A 20,501-nucleotide genomic window follows, 5' to 3' on the forward strand; every position below is an offset into this window, starting at 1 on the left:
ACTCGGTTATGTTTGGCCGAAGGCTTGTGTCATGATGATCCGACCGCAGGTTAGTCGTCCTCTTCCTATATGAATAGATCTTCCGCGTTGCTCCTCGCTTTTGTCTTCCTCAGCGGCTGCCAGGTCTTGGCACCCGTTTCGTCGGACGGTACGCCGCCGGTCGAAGACAGCACTCCGGCCCCTGAAAAGCCCAAGGTTTACAGCTCATTCAGTGAAGAAACCGTCTTCAGCCTGTTGAGCGCCGAACTGGCTGGCCAGCGCAATCGTTTCGACATTGCCCTGGACAACTACGTCACCCAAGCCATCAACACTCAGGATCCGGGCATCTCCGAGCGGGCTTTCCGCATTGCCGAATACCTGGGCGCCGATCAGGCTGCCCTGGATACCGCTTTGATCTGGGCAAAAAACGCCCCGGACGATCTCGAGGCGCAACGAGCGGCTGCCGTGCAGCTGGCGCGCGCCGGGCGTTATGACGATTCCATGGTCTATATGGAGAAAGTCCTGCTCGGCAAGGGTGACACGCATTTCGACTTCCTCGCCCTGTCCGCGGCCGATACCGACCAGGACACGCGCAACGGTCTGATGAAAAGTTTTGACCGTTTGTTGCAGCGCCACCCGAACAACAGCCAGTTGATATTCGGCAAGGCTTTGCTGCTGCAACAGGACGGTGACGCCAAAGGCGCGCTGACCCTGCTGGAGGACAATCCACCGGACGACGGCGAAATCGCCCCGATCCTGCTGCGCGCGCGTCTTCTGCAAGGGCTCAACCGTGGCGACGAAGCCTTGCCGTTGCTGCAAAAAAGCATCAAGAAATACCCGGACGACAAACGCCTGCGCCTGACCTATGCACGCATGCTGGTTGAACAGGACCGCATGGACGACGCCAAAGTCGAGTTCTCAAGCCTGGTCCAGCAATACCCGGAGGACGACGAACTGCGTTACTCCCTGGCGTTGGTGTGCCTGGAAGCCAAGGCCTGGGACGAGGCCAAGGGTTACCTGGAAGACTTGATTGCCCGGGAAAGCCACGTCGATTCGGCGCACCTGAACCTCGGTCGTATTGCTGAAGAGCGCAACGACCCGCAAGGCGCGCTGATCGAGTACGCCCAGGTCGGCCCGGGCAACGACTACCTGCCCGCGCAACTGCGTCAGACCGACATACTGATCAACAACGGCAAGACCGCCGAAGCCCAAAGCCGTCTGGCTACGGAGCGCGACGAGCAACCCGATTACGCGATTCAGTTGTACCTGATCGAAGCCGAGACCTTGTCTGCCAACAATCAGCCCGACAAGGCCTGGAAGGTTCTGCAAACCGCGCTGCAAAAATACCCGGACGATCTGAACCTGCTTTACACCCGCGCCATGCAGGCGGAAAAACGCAATGACCTGGCGCAGATGGAAAAAGACCTGCGTCTGATCATCAAGCGCGACCCGGACAATGCGATGGCGTTGAACGCCCTCGGCTACACCCTGTCGGATCGCACGACGCGTTACGCCGAAGCCAAGGCCCTGATCGAACAAGCGCACCAGATCAACCCTGAAGACCCGGCGGTACTCGACAGCCTCGGCTGGGTGCACTTCCGCCTGGGCAATCTCGATGAAGCCGAGCGCTATCTGCGTCAGGCCCTGGATCGTTTTCCCGATCAGGAAGTTGCCGCTCATCTGGGCGAAGTCCTGTGGGCCAATGGCAAGCAACGGGAAGCCAAACAAGTCTGGAGCAAGTTCCTCAAGGAACAACCCGACAGCCCCATCCTGCGCAGCACCATCAAGCGCCTGACCGGATCAGAGACTCTTTAAGATTATGTTTTTGCGCCACCTTATTGTTTTCAGCTTCATCGCCCTGCTCGCCGGTTGCTCGGGCTTCGGCGCCCGCGAATCGGTCCAGGGCCAAGGCAACCCGGCCCAATGGCGCGAGTACAAACAACAGCTGACCGGCCTTGATGGCTGGCAGATCAACGGCAAGATCGGCATCCGCGCACCAAAGGATTCGGGTAGCGGCACGCTGTACTGGCTACAGCGACAGGACTACTACGACATCCGCCTTTCCGGCCCGTTGGGTCGCGGCGCAGCTCGCTTGACCGGTCGCCCTGGCAAAGTCTCGCTGGAAGTGGCCAATCAGGGCCGTTATGACGCCACGACCCCTGAAGCGCTGGTTGAAGAACAGCTCGGCTGGAAGTTGCCGGTGTCCAATCTGGCGTGGTGGGTTCGCGGGCTTCCGGCCCCGGACAGCAAAAGTCGCCTGACCCTGGATGCCGACAGTCGGCTGGCCAATCTCGAGCAGGACGGCTGGCAAGTCGAATACCTCAGTTACGCCGAGCAAAACGGCTATTGGCTGCCCGAGCGGATCAAACTGCACGGCACCGACCTTGATGTCACGCTGGTGATCAAGGAATGGCAACCACGCAAACTGGGGCAGTGAACATGACCGTCGCGCGCTTGACGCTGCCCTCCCCAGCCAAACTCAATCTGATGCTGCACATCCTCGGCCGCCGTGAAGACGGTTATCACGAGTTGCAGACGATTTTTCAGTTTCTTGATTACGGCGATGAAATCACCTTCGCCGTGCGCGACGACGGTGTGATTCAACTGCACACCGAATTCGATGGCGTTCCTCACGACAGCAATCTGATCGTCAAAGCTGCGAAAAAACTTCAGGAGCAATCCGGTTGTTCGCTCGGCATCGACATCTGGATCGAAAAAATCCTGCCCATGGGCGGTGGAATCGGTGGCGGCAGTTCAAATGCCGCGACGACTTTGCTCGGCCTCAATCATCTCTGGCAACTGGGTTGGGATGAGGATCGACTGGCCGTGCTGGGGCTGACGCTTGGCGCCGACGTCCCGGTTTTCGTGCGTGGGCACGCGGCTTTCGCCGAGGGCGTAGGGGAGAAACTCACCCCCGTAGACCCCGAAGAACCGTGGTATCTCGTGCTTGTGCCGCAAGTATCTGTAAGTACAGCAGAAATTTTTTCAGATCCGTTGTTGACACGTAACTCTTCTCCCATTAAAGTGCGCCCCGTTCCCAAGGGAAACAGTCGAAATGACTGCTTACCGGTGGTAGCAAGGCGTTATCCAGATGTACGTAACGCATTGAATTTGTTAGGTAAATTTACCGAAGCAAAACTCACCGGAACTGGAAGTTGTGTGTTTGGGGGCTTCCCAAGCAAAGCTGAAGCTGATAAAGTCTCGGCCCTTCTTACAGAGACCCTTACAGGGTTTGTAGCAAAAGGAAGCAACATTTCGATGTTGCATCGCAAGCTGCAAAATCTGCTCTAAAGGAATCGATTACTGGGTAATCGTTGCAACAGATACAGGGGCGTCGCCAAGCGGTAAGGCAGCAGGTTTTGATCCTGCCATGCGTTGGTTCGAATCCAGCCGCCCCTGCCATTTTCCTATACTCATCCAGGTTACCCTCAGCCTTCAGGTACTGCGCGTGTCCAAGATGATGGTCTTTACGGGGAACGCTAACCCCGATCTGGCTCGGCGTGTTGTACGTCAGCTGCATATCCCTCTCGGTGACATCTCTGTCGGTAAGTTCTCCGACGGCGAAATTACTGCCGAGATCAATGAAAACGTCCGCGGTAAAGATGTCTTCATTATTCAGCCGACTTGCGCTCCGACCAACGATAACCTGATGGAACTGGTAGTGATGGCTGATGCCTTCCGCCGCTCCTCGGCTACTCGTATCACTGCTGTTATTCCTTACTTTGGTTATGCCCGTCAGGATCGCCGTCCGCGTTCCGCACGTGTGGCTATCAGCGCGAAAGTCGTGGCTGACATGCTTACCGTAGTCGGCATCGACCGTGTTCTCACGGTTGATTTGCATGCTGACCAGATCCAGGGTTTCTTCGATATTCCGGTAGATAACATCTACGGCTCCCCAGTATTGGTGGATGACATTGAAGATCAGCGCTTCGAAAACCTGATGATCGTGTCCCCGGACATTGGCGGCGTCGTGCGTGCACGTGCTGTTGCCAAATCCCTGGGCGTTGATCTCGGGATCATCGACAAACGCCGCGAGAAAGCCAATCACTCTGAAGTGATGCATATCATCGGTGATGTCGAAGGGCGTACCTGTATTCTGGTCGATGACATGGTCGATACCGCCGGCACTCTGTGCCACGCGGCCAAGGCCCTGAAAGAGCATGGCGCTGCCAAGGTTTTCGCCTACTGCACACACCCTGTGCTGTCCGGTCGGGCGATCGAAAACATTGAAAATTCCATGCTGGACGAACTGGTGGTGACTAACACCATCCCGTTGTCCGCTGCTGCTCAAGCCTGCTCGCGTATCCGTCAACTGGATATCGCGCCGGTAGTTGCTGAAGCGGTCCGCCGCATCAGCAACGAAGAATCGATCAGCGCGATGTTCCGTTAAGGGCCCTGCCCTTCTCGATCATCTCGTTGACGAAAAGCGCCCCGCCCCGGCATTCCTGTCGGGGCGGGGCTTTTTTGCCCATATCGCCTTTAGCGCTGGTCGCAACCGCTGAGGCGAATGTGGTTATTTTGGAGATACAACATGAACGAATTTACTCTGAATGCTGAAGTGCGTTCCGACCTGGGGAAAGGTGCGAGCCGCCGCCTGCGTCGTCTCGCAAGCCTGGTTCCAGCTGTAGTTTACGGTGGCGAAAAAGCCCCTGAATCCATCAGCATGCTGGCTAAAGAAGTTGCCAAACTGCTCGAAAACGAAGCGGCTTACAGCCACATCATCGAGCTGAACGTTGGCGGCACCAAGCAAAACGTAATCATCAAGGCTCTGCAGCGTCACCCGGCCAAAGGCCACGTACTGCACGCTGACTTCGTGCGCGTTGTAGCCGGCCAGAAACTGACCGCTATCGTGCCTGTACACTTTGTTGGTGAAGAAGCCCCGATCAAGAAAGGCGGCGAAGTTTCGCACGTTGTTTCGGAAATCGAAGTGACCTGCCTGCCAAAAGACCTGCCTGAATTCATCGAAGTCGACCTGGCTAACGCCGAAATCGGTTCGATCATTCACCTGTCCGACCTCAAAGCCCCTAAAGGCGTTGAGTTTGTTGCTCTGGCACACGGCGATGACAAGGCTGTTGCCAACGTCCACGCTCCACGTGTTGCTCCAGAAGCTACTGAAGAAGGCGCAGCAGAGTAATTCACTCTGTCATGCCGGAGTGATCAAGTAACATCGCGGACTGGAACGTAGCGAGAAAGCGGGCGAGAACGCGGAGTTTACATAATGGTAAATGAGCACTTGTCGTCCACTTTCGCCGCACTTACTGATTGCTGCGATGTTATCCACCACTCCAAGGAAGGGCCCCTATCGTGACTGCCATCAAACTGATCGTTGGCCTGGGTAATCCAGGCGCTGAATACGAACAGACCCGGCATAACGCAGGGGCCCTTTTTGTTGAGCGCATCGCAAACGCGCAAGGCGTAAACCTTGTCGCCGATCGCAAATATTTCGGCCTGACCGGGCGCTATTCGCATCAGGGTCAGGATGTTCGTCTGCTGATTCCCACCACGTACATGAACCGCAGCGGCCAGGCCGTCGCGGCACTCGCCGGTTTCTTCCGCATCACGCCCGAAGAAATCCTCGTGGCGCATGACGAACTCGACCTGCCACCGGGCGTTGCCAAACTCAAACAGGGCGGCGGCCACGGCGGTCATAACGGGTTGCGCGACATCATTGCGCAACTGGGCAATCAGAATACCTTTCACCGCTTGCGGCTTGGCATTGGCCACCCAGGCGTTGCCAGTATGGTTTCAAATTTCGTCCTGGGTCGTGCGCCACGCGCCGAACAGGAAAAACTCGATGCCAGCATCGACTTTGCCCTCGGCGTGCTGCCGGATATTCTCGCCGGTGAATGGAACCGCGCGATGAAAAACCTGCACAGCCAGAAGGCCTGACTCTTATCCGAGGGGAAACACCATGGGATTCAATTGCGGCATCGTCGGCCTGCCTAACGTCGGCAAGTCCACCCTGTTCAACGCCCTGACCAAATCCGGGATCGCGGCCGAGAACTTCCCCTTCTGCACCATCGAGCCGAACACCGGTATCGTGCCGATGCCGGATCCGCGTCTGGAAGCCCTGGCGGCCATCGTCAATCCAAAGCGCATCCTGCCGACCACCATGGAATTCGTCGACATCGCAGGCCTGGTAGCCGGCGCCTCGAAAGGTGAAGGCCTGGGCAACAAATTCCTCGCCAACATCCGCGAGACCGATGCCATCGCGCACGTGGTCCGCTGCTTCGAAGACGAGAACGTGATTCACGTTTCCAACAGCGTCGACCCGAAACGCGACATCGAAATCATCGACCTGGAACTGATCTTCGCCGACCTCGACAGCTGCGAGAAACAACTGCAGAAAGTCGCCCGTAACGCCAAGGGTGGTGACAAGGACGCCGTGGTTCAGAAAGGTTTGTTGGAGCAATTGATCGCTCACTTCACCCTCGGCAAGCCAGCGCGCACCCTGATGAAGACCATGGGTGCCGACGATAAAGCGGTGATCCGTGGTTTCCACCTGCTGACCACCAAGCCGGTCATGTACATCGCCAACGTCGCTGAAGACGGTTTCGAGAACAACCCGCTGCTGGACATCGTCAAGGCCATCGCCGAAGAAGAAGGCGCCATGGTGGTTCCGGTCTGCAACAAGATCGAAGCTGAAATCGCCGAACTCGAAGACGGTGAAGAGAAAGACATGTTCCTCGAAGCCCTGGGCCTCGAAGAACCTGGCCTGAACCGCGTGATCCGCGCCGGCTACGAGATGCTGCACCTGCAGACCTACTTCACCGCCGGTGTCGAAGAAGTCCGCGCCTGGACCGTCCGCGTGGGTGCCACCGCACCACAAGCCGCTGGCGTGATCCACACCGACTTCGAAAAAGGCTTCATCCGCGCCGAAGTCATCGCCTACGACGACTTCATCCAGTACAAGGGCGAAGCCGGCACCAAAGAGGCCGGTAAATGGCGTCTGGAAGGCAAGGACTACATCGTTAAAGACGGCGACGTGATGCACTTCCGTTTCAACGTCTAAGTCTTCAAGACGAAGCAGCCGTACAAGAAAAAGCCGCGTTTGATACGCGGCTTTTTTGTGCCTGAAATAATCATCCGCCACACCTCAACCCGATCCCACATTGGGGCTGAGGTCTGGGGTCAGGCCTTCTTGGTTCTTGGCAGCAAGATCGCCAACACCCCAAACAACGGCAAGAACGAGCACAGGAAGTACACGTATTCGATGCCGTGAACATCCGCCAAGTGCCCCAGCAACGCCGCACCAATCCCGCCAAAACCGAACATCAACCCGAAGAACACCCCGGCAATCATTCCGACATTGCCCGGCACCAGTTCCTGTGCGTAAACCACGATCGCCGAGAACGCCGAAGCGAGGATGAAGCCGATCACCACGCTCAGAATACTGGTCCAGAACAGGTCGACGTGAGGCAGGATCAGCGTAAACGGCGCAACGCCAAGGATCGAGAACCAGATCACCGCCTTACGCCCGATTCTGTCGCCGATAGGACCACCGAAGAAAGTCCCCGCCGCCACGGCCCCCAGAAACAGGAACAGATGCAGCTGCGAACTGGCCACTGACAGGTCGAACTTCTCGATCAAGTAGAAGGTGAAATAACTGGTGAAACTGGCCATGTAGAAATACTTGGAGAACACCAGCAGCCCGAGCACCACCAGCGCGCTGATCACCCGGCGTTTCGACAAGCCGTGTGTCGCCGCCTGACCTTGTTTGAGCTTGAACAGGTTCAAGTGGTTGGCGTACCAGCGGCTGATCCGATAGAGCACGAACAGCGCAAACACGGCGAACAATCCAAACCACGCCACATGACCCTGGCCGAAGGGAATGATGATCGCCGCCGCCAGCAATGGACCGAAAGCCGAGCCGGCATTACCGCCGACCTGAAAGGTCGATTGCGCCAGGCCGAAGCGTCCGCCCGAAGCCAGTCGCGCCACGCGAGAAGCTTCCGGGTGAAAGGTCGACGAGCCAATGCCGATCAACCCCGCCGCCAGCAGAATCAGCGGGAAAGTGCCGACCACCGACATCATCAAAATGCCGATCAGCGTGCAGACGGTTCCCGCCGGTAGCAGCCAGGGCTTGGGATGGCGATCGGTGTGGTAACCGACCCATGGCTGCAACAGTGAAGCCGTCAGCTGGAACGTCAAAGTGATCAATCCAACCTGGGTAAATGTCAGGCCATAGTTGGCCTTCAACATCGGATAAATCGACGGCAGAACCGACTGGATCAAGTCATTGATCAAATGCGCCAGCGCCACCGCGCCGATGATGCGCATGACCAGAGGGCTGCTTTGTGAAGTCGCGGGTGCCAACGTCGCGTCGGTCTGAGCGTTACTGATAGCCATGAGAATTTCCGTACAGCGGATGGGTGCACACGGGCAGGTGCGTCAATGTGCCATTTTTCAGTGCAGCAGCGCCATCCCCTTAGCCTGCTAACGACCTCGACATTCATCGCCAAGAAGGTGATAGCGCAACGCCATGGTCTGAATCTTGCCTTGTTAATCCGCTTCAACGCGGCCCCTTACAAAGGGGACCGAGAATGGGAAGTTTCGCCACAGAGTCGGCCTACAGAGCTGACAAGGGTGAACTTTCGAGGCCTTTTAAAAGGGCACAAGTCGCGGTCGCAACGACCCCGACGCACGCCAATGGTGCGTGGTGTCCAGAGGAGTCATGGGGCATGCAGGCTTTTTTATCACCGGGGATCGGATTGCTGGGCCGTTTTGGCTTCGCACGCAAATTTCAGTTGTTGTTTCTGCTGTTTATCCTGCCGCTGGCAGGCAGCCTGTTGATGATCGGTCAGGACTATCGCGCCAAACTTAATTTGATCTCCGGCGAACGTGCCGGTGTTCGTCAACTGCTCGCCCTGGATGCACTCGATAACCTGCTCGCGGCCCAACGTGACCGCGCTGCCCGCTGGCGCGCGACGGAAACCAATCGCCAGCCAACCCCTGCGACCCTTGCCGCGATGGCCGCGTTCGATGCGGTTCAACCCGCCGTCGCCCAATCCACATCGGACCTCGGTAATGCACTGAAAACTGAAGGCGCCGAGGGCGAAACCCTGACCCGTTACCAGGCCCTGCAAACCGCCCTCAACGGCCTCGACTCGAAAAGCCTGAGCAGCGTCGGTTGGTGGCCAGATGGCTACGATCGTTTCACCAATGCCTTGAGTGCGCTGCAAGCCTTGCGCGAGCAGATCGCCATGGACAATCGCCTGACGCTCGCGCCGTGGCTGGAAACCTACCTGCTGACGCAAATCTCAACACAGCATGCGCCGGACCTGATTGAGCGGATCGGCCGCCTGGCCAGTGTCGGCCAAGCGTCGGTGGTGTCCGGGCAGTTCACCCTGCAAAGCCGTCTGCAATTGCGCGATTTGCGCAGTCGTATCGGCGATGCCCGGGAACAGCTGGCGAAAACCGCCAGCCTCCTGGAAGCCCGCCTGCCCAGCGCCTTGCAAAGCTGGGCCGGGCAATACCACGACAGCCTCAAGCATCTGGACGCTGAACTGAAAGTCCTCGATGACGGCGTCTTCGGCGGCAGCATCAAACTCAAGCCGGATGAATTCGAGCGCAGCCTCGACAGCCTGCTCACCGACCTCGCCTCGCTGCGCCAGCAGTCGTTGGTCTCGCTGGATCAACGTCTGGATTACTACCACGGATCGGCGATTCGCCAGTTCATTCTGGTGGCGACCATCTTTGGCTGCCTGCTGCTGGCCGCGCTGTACCTGTTCATCTGCTTGCAGGCCTCGATCCGTCGCAGCGCCAGCGGCATCACCCTGCTGGCCGAAGCCTTGCGCGACGGCAACCTCAGCCTGCAAGTGCCAGTGCAGGGGCGCGACGAACTGGCGGCCATCAGCACCGCCCTGAATGTCGCCGTGGTGCAGCTGCGCAACAGTTTGCTGGGGGTCGATCACGAAACCTTGCAGGTGAGCAACGCGGTGCGCACCCTCAACCATCACTCCAGCGGCGCCTTGGGCGAAGTTGAAGCGCAGCAATTGCAGATCAGCCAGATCGCCGCTGCGGCCACGCAGTTGGCCGCGACCTCTCAAGGTGTCGCCCAGAGTTGCGAACAGGCGTCCGGCAGCGCTCAACACACCCAACGCATTGCGGCCGACAGCAGTCGTGACAGTCAGCGCACCACAGCGAGCATTCAGCAGCTCAACCAGCGCCTGAACGACACGGCGGCGGCACTCGGCCGGGTCAGCGAACAAGGGCAGCAGATTCAATTGGTGGTCGACACCATTCGCGGCGTGGCCGAGCAGACCAACCTGTTGGCGCTCAATGCGGCGATCGAGGCGGCTCGCGCTGGCGAACAAGGTCGCGGCTTTGCGGTGGTGGCGGATGAAGTGCGCAGCCTCTCGCAACGCACCCAATCCTCCACCGCGCAGATCGCCGGCACTGTCGACAGCCTTCGCAGCACAGTCAATGAGGCGGTCAGCCTGATGGAAGCGGCCTGTAGCCAGGCGCAAAGTGATGCCCAGTCGGTCACTGGCCTGGGCGAACGCCTTGGTGAGATCGCCCACGCGGTGCAAGGCGTTACCGACACCCTGGCGCAGATCGCCACGGCGGTTGAGGAACAGGCCTGCACCGCCGATGAAGTCAGCGGCAACATCCAGCAGGTCGATCAGGCAGCCGTAAGGTTGCTCGAAGGCGCTCGGGCGGTGAACATGGCGGCGGACACCTTGAGCCAGGGCAGCAAGGCCTTGAGTGCCAATACCGGGAGATTTCAGCTCAGTTGACGCCCTCCCCCGGCCCGAATATTCGGCTCAGGTCGATAAGCGGTTGAAAGCGTAGAGAAATATTTTTGATTTACGCTTGACGCATCTTCATTACCGGTGAATAATGCGCGCCACTTGGCTACATAGCTCAGTTGGTTAGAGCATAGCATTCATAATGCTGGGGTCCGGGGTTCAAGTCCCTGTGTAGCCACCAAGTACTAAAAACGGCTTACCGAAAGGTAGGCCGTTTTTTTATGCCTCGAGAAAAGTGCCTCGAACAGCACCTCAGGAACGAACCGCCGGCAACGCCGATAACGCTCGCTCCCAAATCTGCCAGGTCCGCAGCCAGACCATCGCCTGCCAGTCGCTGTCGGCAGGATAGAACTGCTCCAGCAGTTTCAGTTTGATCTCACGCCCCACCGCATCACTTGGATTGCCGTGCAGATGCAGCCAGTGGTCATCGCGCAAATGGCGATGAACGTCCGGCCCCGGATACGTCCCGCACTCGATCACGAACGGCATCAGTTTTACCTGGGGCAACGCGGTGATCAGTGCCTGCGAGGTGTAGCCCGTAGCGGTGGCGGCCACCCCGGTTTCGCTCAAGGTGTCGGCGCCGGTCAGCAACGTGTAGAGCCACGGACCGTAGATGGCCTGCGCATCGGGCAGCGCGGGATAAGCGGCCTCGGTGATGGTCAGCAACATCGGATGACCGTACTCGCCAGCGCCGGTGTGCAAGTCGAAACTCATCGAGACCTCGGCGTGGGCAATATGCTTTTGCAGTATTTCGTGCAGCGTGCGGTTCGACCAGCTCGGCGCCAGCCCGCCATAAAACAGGCCATCGGGATGACTGTGCTGGCCGCCCTCGACAATCGACATCACTGCCGGCCAACCCTGCTTGCGAATCTGCCTATCGAGCAAGGCATCGGCGCGGTCACGTTCGGGACCGCGCAACTCAGTGAACGCATAGATGTCATGCAGCGCTGCATAGGCCTGATTGTCTGGCAGCGGGCGCTGGAAGTTCAGGTGATTGCGGTTCAGGTCGATGTTGTCTTCGTTGACTCGACGCAGCCATGCAGTGCCCCAGGGATTGATCAGGTGGATCATCACCACCGCGACATCGGCCGGCAGTGAACGCTTGCCCAACTCCTGCATCCACTTGATCTGACAATCGGAGCCGTAGAAACCTTCCACCCCATGGGTGCCGCTCAACGCGATCAGCAATCGCTTGGCACCCGGATCACCCAACACCGCCACATCGGTGCTCAAGGGCTCGCCGAAGGGTCCTTTGAGTGGGTGCGGATATTCGGTCAACGTCGCTCCGGCCGCGGCCGCTGCCACGAGGAACTGCTCACGTTGAGTGCGATAACACGGCTGCGTGGGAAACTCGGTCTGCATGGCTGCCTCTTGTTGATCTTCTGACCCGTCTGATGCCCTCGACCCTACAGAAAATCCGTCAACTCATGAAGGGCAAAAGCGTCTTGGCTGTCATCCGTCGTTTGCACCACACCCTGTCGGCCGATAAAGTCCCCTGATCTTTTCCCACGGACGGAGTCCCAACGTGTTCTCAGCCTTCCGCTTGAGCCGCTATCGCCTGTCAGCCTTTTCGCTGATCGCCACCGCGCTGACCCTCGCTGCCTGCAACGCCCCGCCGACGTCAACGTTGCCGGTCGCGCCGGAAGTCGCCTCGGGTTATCGCACCGACCTGCAAACTCGGCACGCCGCGAAACACATGGCGGCGGCAGCCAACCCTCTGGCGGCCGAAGCCGGGCGGGAGATGTTGCGTCAGGGTGGCTCAGCGGTGGATGCCGCGATTGCCATGCAGGCGGTGCTGACGCTGGTGGAACCCCAATCCTCGGGCATCGGCGGTGGCGCGTTCATTGTGTTGTGGGATGGCAAGAACGTGCGCACCTACGACGGTCGCGAAACCGCACCGGCCGGCGCCACGGAGAAGCTTTTCCTACAGGCCGACGGCAAACCGATGGCCTTCACCCAGGCTCAGATTGGGGGGCGCTCAGTGGGAACGCCCGGTGTTTTGCGAGCGCTAGAGTTGGCCCATCAGAAGCACGGTCGCCTGCCGTGGGCGCAGCTGTTCGAGCCGGCCATCCGACTCGCGGAGCAAGGTTTCGCCATCTCACCGCGCTTGCATCAGCTGATCGCTTCAGATTCCTCCATGCGACGCTCGCCGGACATGGTGGCGTATTTTCTGAATGCCGATGGCAGCCCGAAAGCGGCCGGTACTCAGCTGAAAAACCCGGCACTGGCCGCCGTGCTCAAGCGCATCGCCAAAGAAGGTCCCGACGCGTTTTACAAAGGGCCGGTTGCGCAGGAAATCGTCGCCAAGGTTCAGGGCCACGCCAACCCTGGCAGCCTGTCGCTGAATGATCTCCAAGGCTACAAGGCCAAGGAACGCGCGCCGCTGTGTACCGACTACAAACGCTGGCAGGTCTGCGGCATGCCGCCGCCGTCGTCGGGCGGGGTCGCCGTGGCGCAGATCCTTGGCACACTCCAGGCACTGGAAGTTCGCGATCAGCGTTTTGCCTTGACCCCAATGAAACCGGTCAAGACCGACAAACCCGCCGGCACCGAGCCGACGCCAGAAGCCGTGCACCTGATCGCCGAAGCCGAGCGTCTGGCCTACGCCGACCGCGCGCTTTATCTGGCCGACGCCGACTTCGTGCCCGTCCCCGTCAAAGGCCTGGTCGACCCGACCTATCTGGCCAGTCGCGCAGCCCTGATCGGTGATCGCAGCATGGGCACGGCCAAACCCGGCACACCACCGGGCATCAAGGTCGCCTACGCACCGGACCGTTCGCCGCTGCGTATATCGACCTCGCAAGTGGTAACGGTCGATGACGAAGGTGGCGCGGTGTCCATGACCACCACCGTCGAATCCGCGTTCGGCTCGCACGTGATGGTCCAGGGTTTTCTGCTCAACAATCAGATGACCGACTTCTCGTTCATCCCCGAAGAAAACGGGCAGAAAGTCGCCAACCGCGTCGAACCCGGCAAGCGCCCCCGCTCGTCCATGGCGCCGACGCTGATCTTCGACCGCCAGAGCGGCGAATTTCTCGCCACTATCGGCTCGCCGGGCGGTTCGCAAATTATCGAATACGTCGCCAAATCCACCATCGGCCTGCTCGACTGGAACCTCGACCCCCAAGCCGCCATCAGCCTGCCAAACTTCGGCAGCCGCAACGGCCCGACGGAACTGGAAGAGGGACAGTTCAGCACCGGATTGATTCAGGCGCTGAAGGACAAAGGGCACAGCGTCAGCGAGATCGACATGACCAGCGGCACCCAGGCGATTGTTCGGGTGAAGGACGAGCAGGGGAAAGCATCGTTGGCGGGTGGGGCCGATCCGCGACGTGAGGGGGCGGCGTTGGGGGATTGATTCCTACAAGTGAATAAGCAAGGGCTTACCGGGAGGTAGGCCCTTTTTCATAGATGCCATTCGGGACTAAACGCTCACGTACACCCAAGCTTCAATCCCGGATTGAAGGACCACACTGACACGCTTGTAATCCGACACTTCATAGACATCGGCGGCGGCCAGTTCCTCGGGTGTGATCTGGAACACCATCCCCGGAATCGGCGCGCTGCTGGTGCTGCCCGGACGAAGAATCGGGTGATGCGTCTTGCCGCTGGTGGCCAACACCTCTGGGTCGGTGATTTCGACCCAGGACTGCTCGTACCCCAGCATCGCATCGGCACTGCCGGTCAGCTCGCGCCCGAAGTTGGCCAGTTGCACGGCTTTGTCCTGCAAGGTGCCGTAGGAAAACAGGTACACCGTTGAATCGCTCATCCATAAATCCTTGTTTGAATAGTCCCGAGTAGCTTATCGGGTGACCTTCAGCGCTTGCCGTGCCTTGTGCTTCTCCAGCGCCAGATCGATCAAGCGGCTGACCAGCTCGCTGTACGTCATGCCGGTGGCTTGCCAGAGCTTGGGGTACATGCTGATACGGGTGAAGCCGGGCAATGAGTTGATTTCGTTGATCAGCACTTCGCCGCTGTCGGTCAGGAACACATCGACCCGCGCCAGCCCGGAGCAGCCCAGCACCTGAAACGCGTGGACGGCCAAGGCACGGATGCGCTCACTGGCTTCGCTGCTGATGTTGGCCGGCACCACGACCTCTGCCGCTTGAGCGTCGATGTATTTGCTGTCGTAGGAATAAAAACCGCTGCGCACCACGATCTCGCCACACCCGCTGGCGATGGCGTCCTCGTTGCCGAGTACGGCGCACTCGATCTCGCGGCCGCTGACGGCGGATTCGATCAGTACTTTTTCATCGAAACCCAGGGCCAGCTCCACTGCCGCCGTGTACTCGGCTTCGTCGCTGACCTTGCTCACGCCCACGGATGAGCCCTGGTTCGCCGGTTTGACGAACAGCGGCAGGCCGAGTTTGCCCTGGACCTCGGCGAACCCGGTGCGCGCGGCGCTGGCGCGGGTAAGGGTCACGAACGGCGTGACCGCAATCCCGGCGTCACGCAGCAGGCGCTTGCTGATGTCCTTGTCCATGCACACCGCCGAGCCAAGCACGTCGGAGCCGACAAACGGCAAATCCGCCATGCGCAACAGGCCTTGCAGGCAACCGTCTTCACCCAGCGTGCCGTGCACGATCGGGAAGATCACGTCGACGTGGCCCAGCAGTTCCTGGCCGGAGGTTTCGACCAATTGCTGGCTGGCCTTGCCCGGCACCACGGCCAGTTCACGGTTTGACTGGTTGAGGGCGATCAGGGCCGGATTTTCCTGGTTGAGCAGGAAATTCGAAGGGTCATTGAGGTGCCAATGGCCTTGCTTGTCGATACCGATCAGCACTGGTTCGAACCGCGACCGATCCAGCGCGTCAACGATGTTCTTCGCCGACTGCAGCGACACTTCGTGCTCTGCCGAACGACCACCAAAAATGACACCTACCCGCAGTTTACTCATACCAGACACCTCGACAAACGATCATACGCAGCAGCGCGCGACGCGCATTTCAGGCTGCAAAGAATGCTCGATACCTTGCTACATTTGTATGCGCTTTTCTACCTGCCCCAAGGCTTTTATCGGCCGGCAGACAGGCGGCCGGTCCTTGGGTTACCGTGTTCACATTGAGCTCAAGACAACGACACCATGGCCAAGCACACGCCTCCCATCGACTGGTTCCACCGCGCCCCCGACGTGGGCGGGGTTCAGCGTTTCGAGGCGTTTTTTGCCGGCCACGGCTACGACCTTCACCGCCATGACACCTACGCAATCGGCCGCACCCTGGCCGGCGTGCAGAGTTTTCAGTATCGCGGCGGCTGGCGCCACAGCCTGCCGGGCGGCACGTTGGTGCTGAACCCGGACGAAGTCCACGATGGCGAGGCTGGCACCGAGGCCGGTTTCAAATACCGGATGATGTACATCGAGCCGGCGCTGATCCAGCAGATACTCGGCGGACAGCCGCTGCCGTTCATCAAGACCGGATTGTCGACCGACCCACGCCTGTTCGCCGCCACCGATGTGCTGCTGCGAAGCCTGGATTGGCCCCTCGATCCATTGGAAGAACAGGACGCGCTGTTCGATCTGGCGCAGGCCTTGAGCAGCGTCTCCGGCGCGCCCGGTAAACGCCAGCGCTTCGAATACGTGGCGGCGGAGCGCGCGCGGGAGCTCATCCACAGCGCCCTGGATCGCACGGTGACGCTGGAGGAACTGGCGCAGCACAGCGGTCGGGATCGCTGGAGTCTGTCGAGGGATTTTCGCCTGTTGTTCGGCACCAGCCCTTATCGATACCTGACCATGCGCCGCCTGGACCTGGTCCGCGCACTGCTGATCCAGGGCCAGTCACTGGTCAGTGCCGCGCTGATCGCCGGCTTCACCGACCAGAGCCACATGACCCGGCAATTCAGCAAGACCTACGGCCTGTCGCCAGCCCGCTGGATGAAAATGCACCGCCGCTAAGCCACGCACAATCGTACAAGAAGCCTGCTGCCGTGCTGACTATCGTGGATTCACGATCAACCACGAGAGCTTGTTTCATGAACGCCTATCGAAGCCTGAACTTCGCTGAAAAAATCGCCCGGATCGACTCGCACTGGAGCCCTCGGGTCATCGCCGAAATGAACGACTACCAGTTCAAAGTGGTGAAACTGCTGGGGGATTTCATCTGGCACGATCACCTGGACACCGACGAGACCTTCATCGTGCTCGAAGGGCAGTTGCGCATCGACTTTCGCGATGGCCACGTCCTGCTGAACGCGGGCGAAATGTACGTGGTGCCCAAGGGTGTCGAGCACAAACCCTGCGCCGAACAGGAAGTGAAACTGCTGCTGATCGAGCCCAAGGGTGTACTGAACACGGGCAGTGAGGGTGGCGAACGCACGGCGCAGAATGACGTGTGGGTGTGAAAGGCAGCCGGTTTACGGCTGCAAGGTCTTGCCTTCCACCGGATCGCCGATCGTCAGAAAATGCCCGCCCGCAACATGGTGCAGGGTGCGTAAAGCATCGTGCCCTTCGAAATGCCAACGGCCTTCGCTGAACACGCGCTCATCGGCCTGGGCGGCAATCACCTCGGCCACGAACAGGTCGTATTGCTGATGGTTGTTGGGCTCCGGCAGCAGCCGGCACTCCAGCCAGGCGACGCAACCTTCAAGCATCGGCGCATCGATCAGCTCACCGCTGAACGTCGGCAGGCCGTACACCTGAAACTTGTCCAGGCCCTGGCCCTGAGTCAACTCCAGGCCCGACGTCGAGCCCACGGTCTGGGCGATATCGGCCTGGGCCGCGCAGGGAACGTTCAGCACGAAGGTGCCCGACGCTTCCAGCAGTTGGCGGGTCCAGGTCGACTTGTCCAGCACCACGGCGATTTTTGGAGGTTCGAAGTCCAAAGGCATCGCCCAGGCGGCGGCCATGATGTTGCGCTGGCCGTCATGCGCCGCGCTGACCAGCACGGTCGGCCCGTGATTGAGCAAGCGATAAGCCTTGGACAAGGGAACCGGACGGCGGTGGGAAACGCTCATGAGGGCTGCTCCTTTTGGAAAACGCCGATTGTAACGATTTCCAAAAGGAGCGCAGGTATCAAGTCGACAACTGATTGGCAAACTGCCCGACCGCGTTCACCACTTTCTGCGCGCCATCCTGAATCTCGACGATCACCGTGCCCGCCTCCGCCGCCAGCGCCAGACCTTGTTCGGCCTGGAGTTTGCCGTCGGTCATCAGGGCCACGGCATTGCGCGCCATGTCCTGGTTCTGGCGCACCACGCCAACGATTTCATCGGTGGCCTGGCTGGTACGGGACGCCAGCTGCCGGACTTCGTCCGCGACCACGGCAAACCCTCGGCCCTGTTCACCGGCGCGCGCCGCCTCGATGGCCGCGTTAAGTGCCAGCAGGTTGGTCTGTTCGGCAATTCCGCTGATGGTTTTGACGATGGTGCCAATCACCAGCGACTGCTCGTTCAACGCTTCGATGCCTTCGCCGGCGGTTTGCATGTGCCGGGCCAGGTCACGCATCACGTCCACCGCCTGAGTCACCACGGCGGTACCGCGCTGGGCGCTTTGATCGGTTTGCTGGGAGGTGCTGTAGGCGATGTTGGCCGCTTCGGCGACCGCCTGCTCCTGATTGACCTGATCGGTAATCACCGTGGCAAATTTCACCACTTTGTAGAGCGTGTTGTTGGCGTCCACCACCGGGTTGTAGGACGCCTCCAGCCAGACCACACGACCATGGCTGTCCACACGCTTGAACCGGCCCGCCACGAACTCGCCGGCGTTCAGGCGACGCCAAAAATTCTGATATTCCGCGCTACTGTAATCCTCGGGTTCGCAGAATGTACGGTGATGTTTGCCCTTGATTTGCGCCAGGCTGTAACTCATGCCGCTGAGGAACCGCTCGTTGGCCGCCAACACGTTGCCATTGAGATCGAACTCAATGACCGCCGTCGAACGCACCAGTGCGCCGATCAGGTTCTCATGCTCGCGGGACGCCTCGATGGTGCGGGTCAGGTCGCTGGAATAAATCGAGAAGTGCTTGATCCGCCCCTCCGAGGACAACACGGGCTGCACAATCGAACGCAGCCAGGCTTCCTGGCCATTGCCCCGCAGCAAACGCACGGCGCCGGCGAAGTGCTCGCGGCGGGTCAGCGCAGCCTTGAAGCGGTGGTGGAATTCGTCCGATTTCACATGGGGCGGGACAATGTCTTCAATGTGCCGGCCGATCAGGTCGCTGCTCTTGTAGAGCATCTCGCCGAGGAAGTTCTGGTTGACCGATTGAATCCGTCCATCAGGATCCAGTGTCAGGACCAGCATCTCGCTTTCCAGACTGTCCTTCACTTGCTGAAGGCTGGAGAGTTCTTCGCGAAGAGCCGACAGCTCCTGCTTCAAGCGTTTGTTGAACATGGAAAGCACCGATGGACAGGGATAGAAAGCGGTCTGCAGCCTAGCCATCGGCCTTGCGGATATTTTCTGAAGCCTGTTTCAGGGTTGTCCTACAAAAATAGTTGCGGCACGCCTATCAGGCTGTTTATTCACGCCGCGCCAGCGGCCGGGCAACGTTCAACCCGGGGCATCCGTGTGCCGAAATACGCCGCGCTGCTCACGCCCACTGCGCCCATCACCGCGCTGAAGATCACGCAAATCCACGGACTCCACGGCATCAGACCGATCAGCAACAGCGGTGTGATACTTGCCCACGCCGCGTAGGCAATGTTGTAGGTGAAGGAAATCCCCGAGACGCGAATCCGCGCCGGAAACAGGCTGACCATTACCGACGGCACCGCGCCGACGACCCCGCAACCGAGCCCGGCAATCGCGTAGGCCAAGCCGATCCACTCGCCGCCGGTGATCAGGCACGTATAAAGCACGCCGATGCCCAGCGGCAGCAGCAGGCTATAGAGCATGACCGTGCGCCAGGCACCGATGCGGTCGACGAGCAGCCCGGCGAGTACACAGCCGATGTTCAGGAACACAATGCCCAAGGCACTCAAGGCGAAGGTATGGCTGGCGGTCATGCCGAAGGTTTTCTGCATCATGGTCGGCGTGATGACGACGAACACCACCACCGCCGATGTCAGTACGCAGGTGAGGAGCATCGCCGGCAGAATCGCCAGGCGATGTTCACGCAAGACCGTGCGCAGTGGCAGTTCGACGGCGGCATCACGCTTCGCCTGCATCGCCATGAATACCGGGGTTTCGCTGAGCCAGCGGCGCAGCCAGACGCCAATCACCCCGAACACGCCGCCCAGCAGGAACGGATAACGCCAGGCGTAATCGAGGATTTCCGCCGGGGTGAACGCCTGCGCCAGAAAGGTCGCCGTCAGGGCGCCGATCAGGTAGCCGAAGGTCAGCCCCGCCTGCAGGAAGCCGAGGGCATAACCGCGATGCCCGGCCGGCGCGTGCTCGGCGACGAACACCCAGGCGCTCGGCACTTCCCCGCCGACCGCAGCGCCCTGCAGGACTCGCAGGATCAACAGCAAAAGTGGTGCGAAATAGCCGATCTGGGCGTAGGTTGGCATGATTCCTATCAGCAGGCACGGCAGCGCCATCATCAGGATGCTCAGGCTGAAAACCTTCTTGCGCCCCAGCCGGTCGGCGAAATGCGCCATCAGAATGCCGCCCAACGGCCGTGCCAGATACCCCGTCACGAAAATCCCGAAGCTTTGCAGCAAGCGCAGCCACTCGGGCATTTCCGGCGGGAAGAACAACTGGCTGAGAGTCAGCGCGAAAAATACGAAAATGATGAAGTCGTAGATTTCCAGCGCCCCGCCAAGGGCCGCCAGGCCAAGGGTCTTGTAGTCGGAGCGGCTGAACGGCGCCGGGCGCGAATCGGTGTTGGCAGTCATGAA

At 59.8% G+C, this 20,501-nt stretch carries 18 protein-coding genes, 2 tRNA genes and 1 pseudogene; 13 read left to right on the plus strand and 8 right to left on the minus strand.

Annotation, left to right across the window (positions count from 1 at the left end; translation table 11 throughout):
* Positions 1-69: 69 nt before the first annotated feature.
* The 8 genes from ACA075_RS25585 to ychF all read left to right on the plus strand — a co-directional run bounded on the left by ACA075_RS25585 (position 70) and on the right by ychF (position 6,991).
* Positions 70-1,794 carry a tetratricopeptide repeat protein gene (locus ACA075_RS25585; RefSeq protein ID WP_497296108.1) on the plus strand — a complete coding sequence of 575 codons (1,725 nt, stop codon included), beginning with the start codon at positions 70-72 and terminating at the stop codon, positions 1,792-1,794.
* A 4-nt stretch (positions 1,795-1,798) separates the two neighbouring features.
* Positions 1,799-2,416 (plus strand): lipoprotein insertase outer membrane protein LolB, encoded by a 618-nt coding sequence (gene lolB, locus ACA075_RS25590; protein ID WP_497296109.1) that lies wholly within the window; start codon positions 1,799-1,801, stop codon positions 2,414-2,416.
* A gap of 2 nt (positions 2,417-2,418) precedes the next feature.
* Positions 2,419-3,270, plus strand: coding sequence for a 4-(cytidine 5'-diphospho)-2-C-methyl-D-erythritol kinase (ispE, locus tag ACA075_RS25595; protein WP_497299334.1), 852 nt, complete (start codon positions 2,419-2,421; stop codon positions 3,268-3,270).
* Between the two features lie 36 nt (positions 3,271-3,306).
* Positions 3,307-3,381, plus strand: a tRNA-Gln gene (locus tag ACA075_RS25600).
* A gap of 46 nt (positions 3,382-3,427) precedes the next feature.
* Positions 3,428-4,369: a ribose-phosphate pyrophosphokinase gene (locus ACA075_RS25605; protein WP_003208392.1), complete on the plus strand. Its 942-nt coding sequence runs from the start codon at positions 3,428-3,430 to the stop codon at positions 4,367-4,369.
* 141 nt (positions 4,370-4,510) lie between these two features.
* Positions 4,511-5,113: a 50S ribosomal protein L25/general stress protein Ctc gene (locus ACA075_RS25610; protein WP_074880258.1), complete on the plus strand. Its 603-nt coding sequence runs from the start codon at positions 4,511-4,513 to the stop codon at positions 5,111-5,113.
* Between the two features lie 170 nt (positions 5,114-5,283).
* Positions 5,284-5,868: an aminoacyl-tRNA hydrolase gene (gene pth, locus ACA075_RS25615; RefSeq protein ID WP_008153430.1), complete on the plus strand. Its 585-nt coding sequence runs from the start codon at positions 5,284-5,286 to the stop codon at positions 5,866-5,868.
* A gap of 22 nt (positions 5,869-5,890) precedes the next feature.
* Positions 5,891-6,991, plus strand: a complete 1,101-nt coding sequence (gene ychF / locus ACA075_RS25620; RefSeq protein WP_008153431.1) for a redox-regulated ATPase YchF — start codon at positions 5,891-5,893, stop codon at positions 6,989-6,991.
* 119 nt (positions 6,992-7,110) lie between these two features.
* Here ychF and ACA075_RS25625 read toward each other — a convergent pair whose 3' ends face one another.
* A complete protein-coding gene (locus tag ACA075_RS25625) occupies positions 7,111-8,328 on the minus strand; it encodes an MFS transporter (protein WP_497296110.1) in 1,218 nt (405 codons plus the stop codon).
* A gap of 332 nt (positions 8,329-8,660) precedes the next feature.
* On the opposite strand from ACA075_RS25625, the gene ACA075_RS25630 reads away from it, so the two are divergent.
* On the plus strand, positions 8,661-10,718 hold the full coding sequence (locus ACA075_RS25630) for a methyl-accepting chemotaxis protein (RefSeq protein ID WP_497296111.1): 2,058 nt from the start codon (positions 8,661-8,663) through the stop codon (positions 10,716-10,718).
* A gap of 116 nt (positions 10,719-10,834) precedes the next feature.
* A tRNA-Met gene (locus ACA075_RS25635) sits at positions 10,835-10,911 on the plus strand.
* Between the two features lie 71 nt (positions 10,912-10,982).
* Here the strand turns inward: ACA075_RS25635 and ACA075_RS25640 are convergent.
* On the minus strand, positions 10,983-12,092 hold the full coding sequence (locus ACA075_RS25640) for a DUF2817 domain-containing protein (RefSeq protein WP_497296112.1): 1,110 nt from the start codon (positions 12,090-12,092) through the stop codon (positions 10,983-10,985).
* 163 nt (positions 12,093-12,255) lie between these two features.
* On the opposite strand from ACA075_RS25640, the gene ggt reads away from it, so the two are divergent.
* The gene (ggt, locus tag ACA075_RS25645) at positions 12,256-14,088 is read left to right on the plus strand and encodes a gamma-glutamyltransferase (protein WP_497296113.1); all 1,833 of its coding nucleotides are present in this window, start codon (positions 12,256-12,258) and stop codon (positions 14,086-14,088) included.
* Positions 14,089-14,154: 66 nt separating this feature from the next.
* On the opposite strand, the gene ACA075_RS25650 is transcribed toward ggt, so the two are convergent.
* Both ACA075_RS25650 and ddlA read right to left on the minus strand, forming a co-directional pair.
* The gene (locus ACA075_RS25650; protein WP_497296114.1) at positions 14,155-14,499 is read right to left on the minus strand and encodes a gamma-glutamylcyclotransferase family protein; all 345 of its coding nucleotides are present in this window, start codon (positions 14,497-14,499) and stop codon (positions 14,155-14,157) included.
* A 33-nt stretch (positions 14,500-14,532) separates the two neighbouring features.
* On the minus strand, positions 14,533-15,627 hold the full coding sequence (gene ddlA, locus ACA075_RS25655) for a D-alanine--D-alanine ligase (RefSeq protein ID WP_497296115.1): 1,095 nt from the start codon (positions 15,625-15,627) through the stop codon (positions 14,533-14,535).
* A gap of 186 nt (positions 15,628-15,813) precedes the next feature.
* Between ddlA and ACA075_RS25660 the strand changes: the two genes are divergently transcribed.
* Both ACA075_RS25660 and ACA075_RS25665 read left to right on the plus strand, forming a co-directional pair.
* Entirely contained in the window at positions 15,814-16,623 is an 810-nt protein-coding gene (locus ACA075_RS25660; protein WP_497296116.1) for an AraC family transcriptional regulator, read from the plus strand.
* Positions 16,624-16,700: 77 nt separating this feature from the next.
* Positions 16,701-17,069: a cupin domain-containing protein gene (locus tag ACA075_RS25665; RefSeq protein ID WP_497296117.1), complete on the plus strand. Its 369-nt coding sequence runs from the start codon at positions 16,701-16,703 to the stop codon at positions 17,067-17,069.
* A 12-nt stretch (positions 17,070-17,081) separates the two neighbouring features.
* Here ACA075_RS25665 and ACA075_RS25670 read toward each other — a convergent pair whose 3' ends face one another.
* The 4 genes and pseudogenes from ACA075_RS25670 to ACA075_RS25685 form a co-directional block, all read right to left on the minus strand.
* On the minus strand, positions 17,082-17,681 hold the full coding sequence (locus ACA075_RS25670) for a flavin reductase family protein (RefSeq protein ID WP_497296118.1): 600 nt from the start codon (positions 17,679-17,681) through the stop codon (positions 17,082-17,084).
* Between the two features lie 58 nt (positions 17,682-17,739).
* A complete protein-coding gene (locus ACA075_RS25675) occupies positions 17,740-18,300 on the minus strand; it encodes a methyl-accepting chemotaxis protein (protein ID WP_497299335.1) in 561 nt (186 codons plus the stop codon).
* A pseudogene (locus tag ACA075_RS25680) lies at positions 18,280-19,104 on the minus strand (PAS domain-containing protein); the annotation flags it as partial. The gene ACA075_RS25675 and the pseudogene ACA075_RS25680, both read right to left, overlap by 21 nt.
* A gap of 80 nt (positions 19,105-19,184) precedes the next feature.
* A complete protein-coding gene (locus ACA075_RS25685) occupies positions 19,185-20,498 on the minus strand; it encodes an MFS transporter (protein WP_497296119.1) in 1,314 nt (437 codons plus the stop codon).
* Positions 20,499-20,501 lie beyond the last annotated feature (3 nt).

It is taken from the genome of Pseudomonas sp. LBUM1663 (assembly GCF_059695905.1).

What these genes read in the sequence shown, in the direction of transcription:
- ACA075_RS25585 (WP_497296108.1), top strand. Translation starts at nt 70, where the DNA reads ATGAATAGATCTTCCGCGTTGCTCCTCGCTTTTGTCTTCCTCAGCGGC.
- lolB (WP_497296109.1), top strand. Translation starts at nt 1,799, where the DNA reads ATGTTTTTGCGCCACCTTATTGTTTTCAGCTTCATCGCCCTGCTCGCC.
- ispE (WP_497299334.1), top strand. Translation starts at nt 2,419, where the DNA reads ATGACCGTCGCGCGCTTGACGCTGCCCTCCCCAGCCAAACTCAATCTG.
- ACA075_RS25610 (WP_074880258.1), top strand. Translation starts at nt 4,511, where the DNA reads ATGAACGAATTTACTCTGAATGCTGAAGTGCGTTCCGACCTGGGGAAA.
- ychF (WP_008153431.1), top strand. Translation starts at nt 5,891, where the DNA reads ATGGGATTCAATTGCGGCATCGTCGGCCTGCCTAACGTCGGCAAGTCC.
- ACA075_RS25625 (WP_497296110.1), bottom strand. Translation starts at nt 8,328, where the DNA reads ATGGCTATCAGTAACGCTCAGACCGACGCGACGTTGGCACCCGCGACT.
- ACA075_RS25630 (WP_497296111.1), top strand. Translation starts at nt 8,661, where the DNA reads ATGCAGGCTTTTTTATCACCGGGGATCGGATTGCTGGGCCGTTTTGGC.
- ACA075_RS25640 (WP_497296112.1), bottom strand. Translation starts at nt 12,092, where the DNA reads ATGCAGACCGAGTTTCCCACGCAGCCGTGTTATCGCACTCAACGTGAG.
- ACA075_RS25650 (WP_497296114.1), bottom strand. Translation starts at nt 14,499, where the DNA reads ATGAGCGATTCAACGGTGTACCTGTTTTCCTACGGCACCTTGCAGGAC.
- ddlA (WP_497296115.1), bottom strand. Translation starts at nt 15,627, where the DNA reads ATGAGTAAACTGCGGGTAGGTGTCATTTTTGGTGGTCGTTCGGCAGAG.
- ACA075_RS25660 (WP_497296116.1), top strand. Translation starts at nt 15,814, where the DNA reads ATGGCCAAGCACACGCCTCCCATCGACTGGTTCCACCGCGCCCCCGAC.
- ACA075_RS25665 (WP_497296117.1), top strand. Translation starts at nt 16,701, where the DNA reads ATGAACGCCTATCGAAGCCTGAACTTCGCTGAAAAAATCGCCCGGATC.
- ACA075_RS25670 (WP_497296118.1), bottom strand. Translation starts at nt 17,681, where the DNA reads ATGAGCGTTTCCCACCGCCGTCCGGTTCCCTTGTCCAAGGCTTATCGC.
- ACA075_RS25685 (WP_497296119.1), bottom strand. Translation starts at nt 20,498, where the DNA reads ATGACTGCCAACACCGATTCGCGCCCGGCGCCGTTCAGCCGCTCCGAC.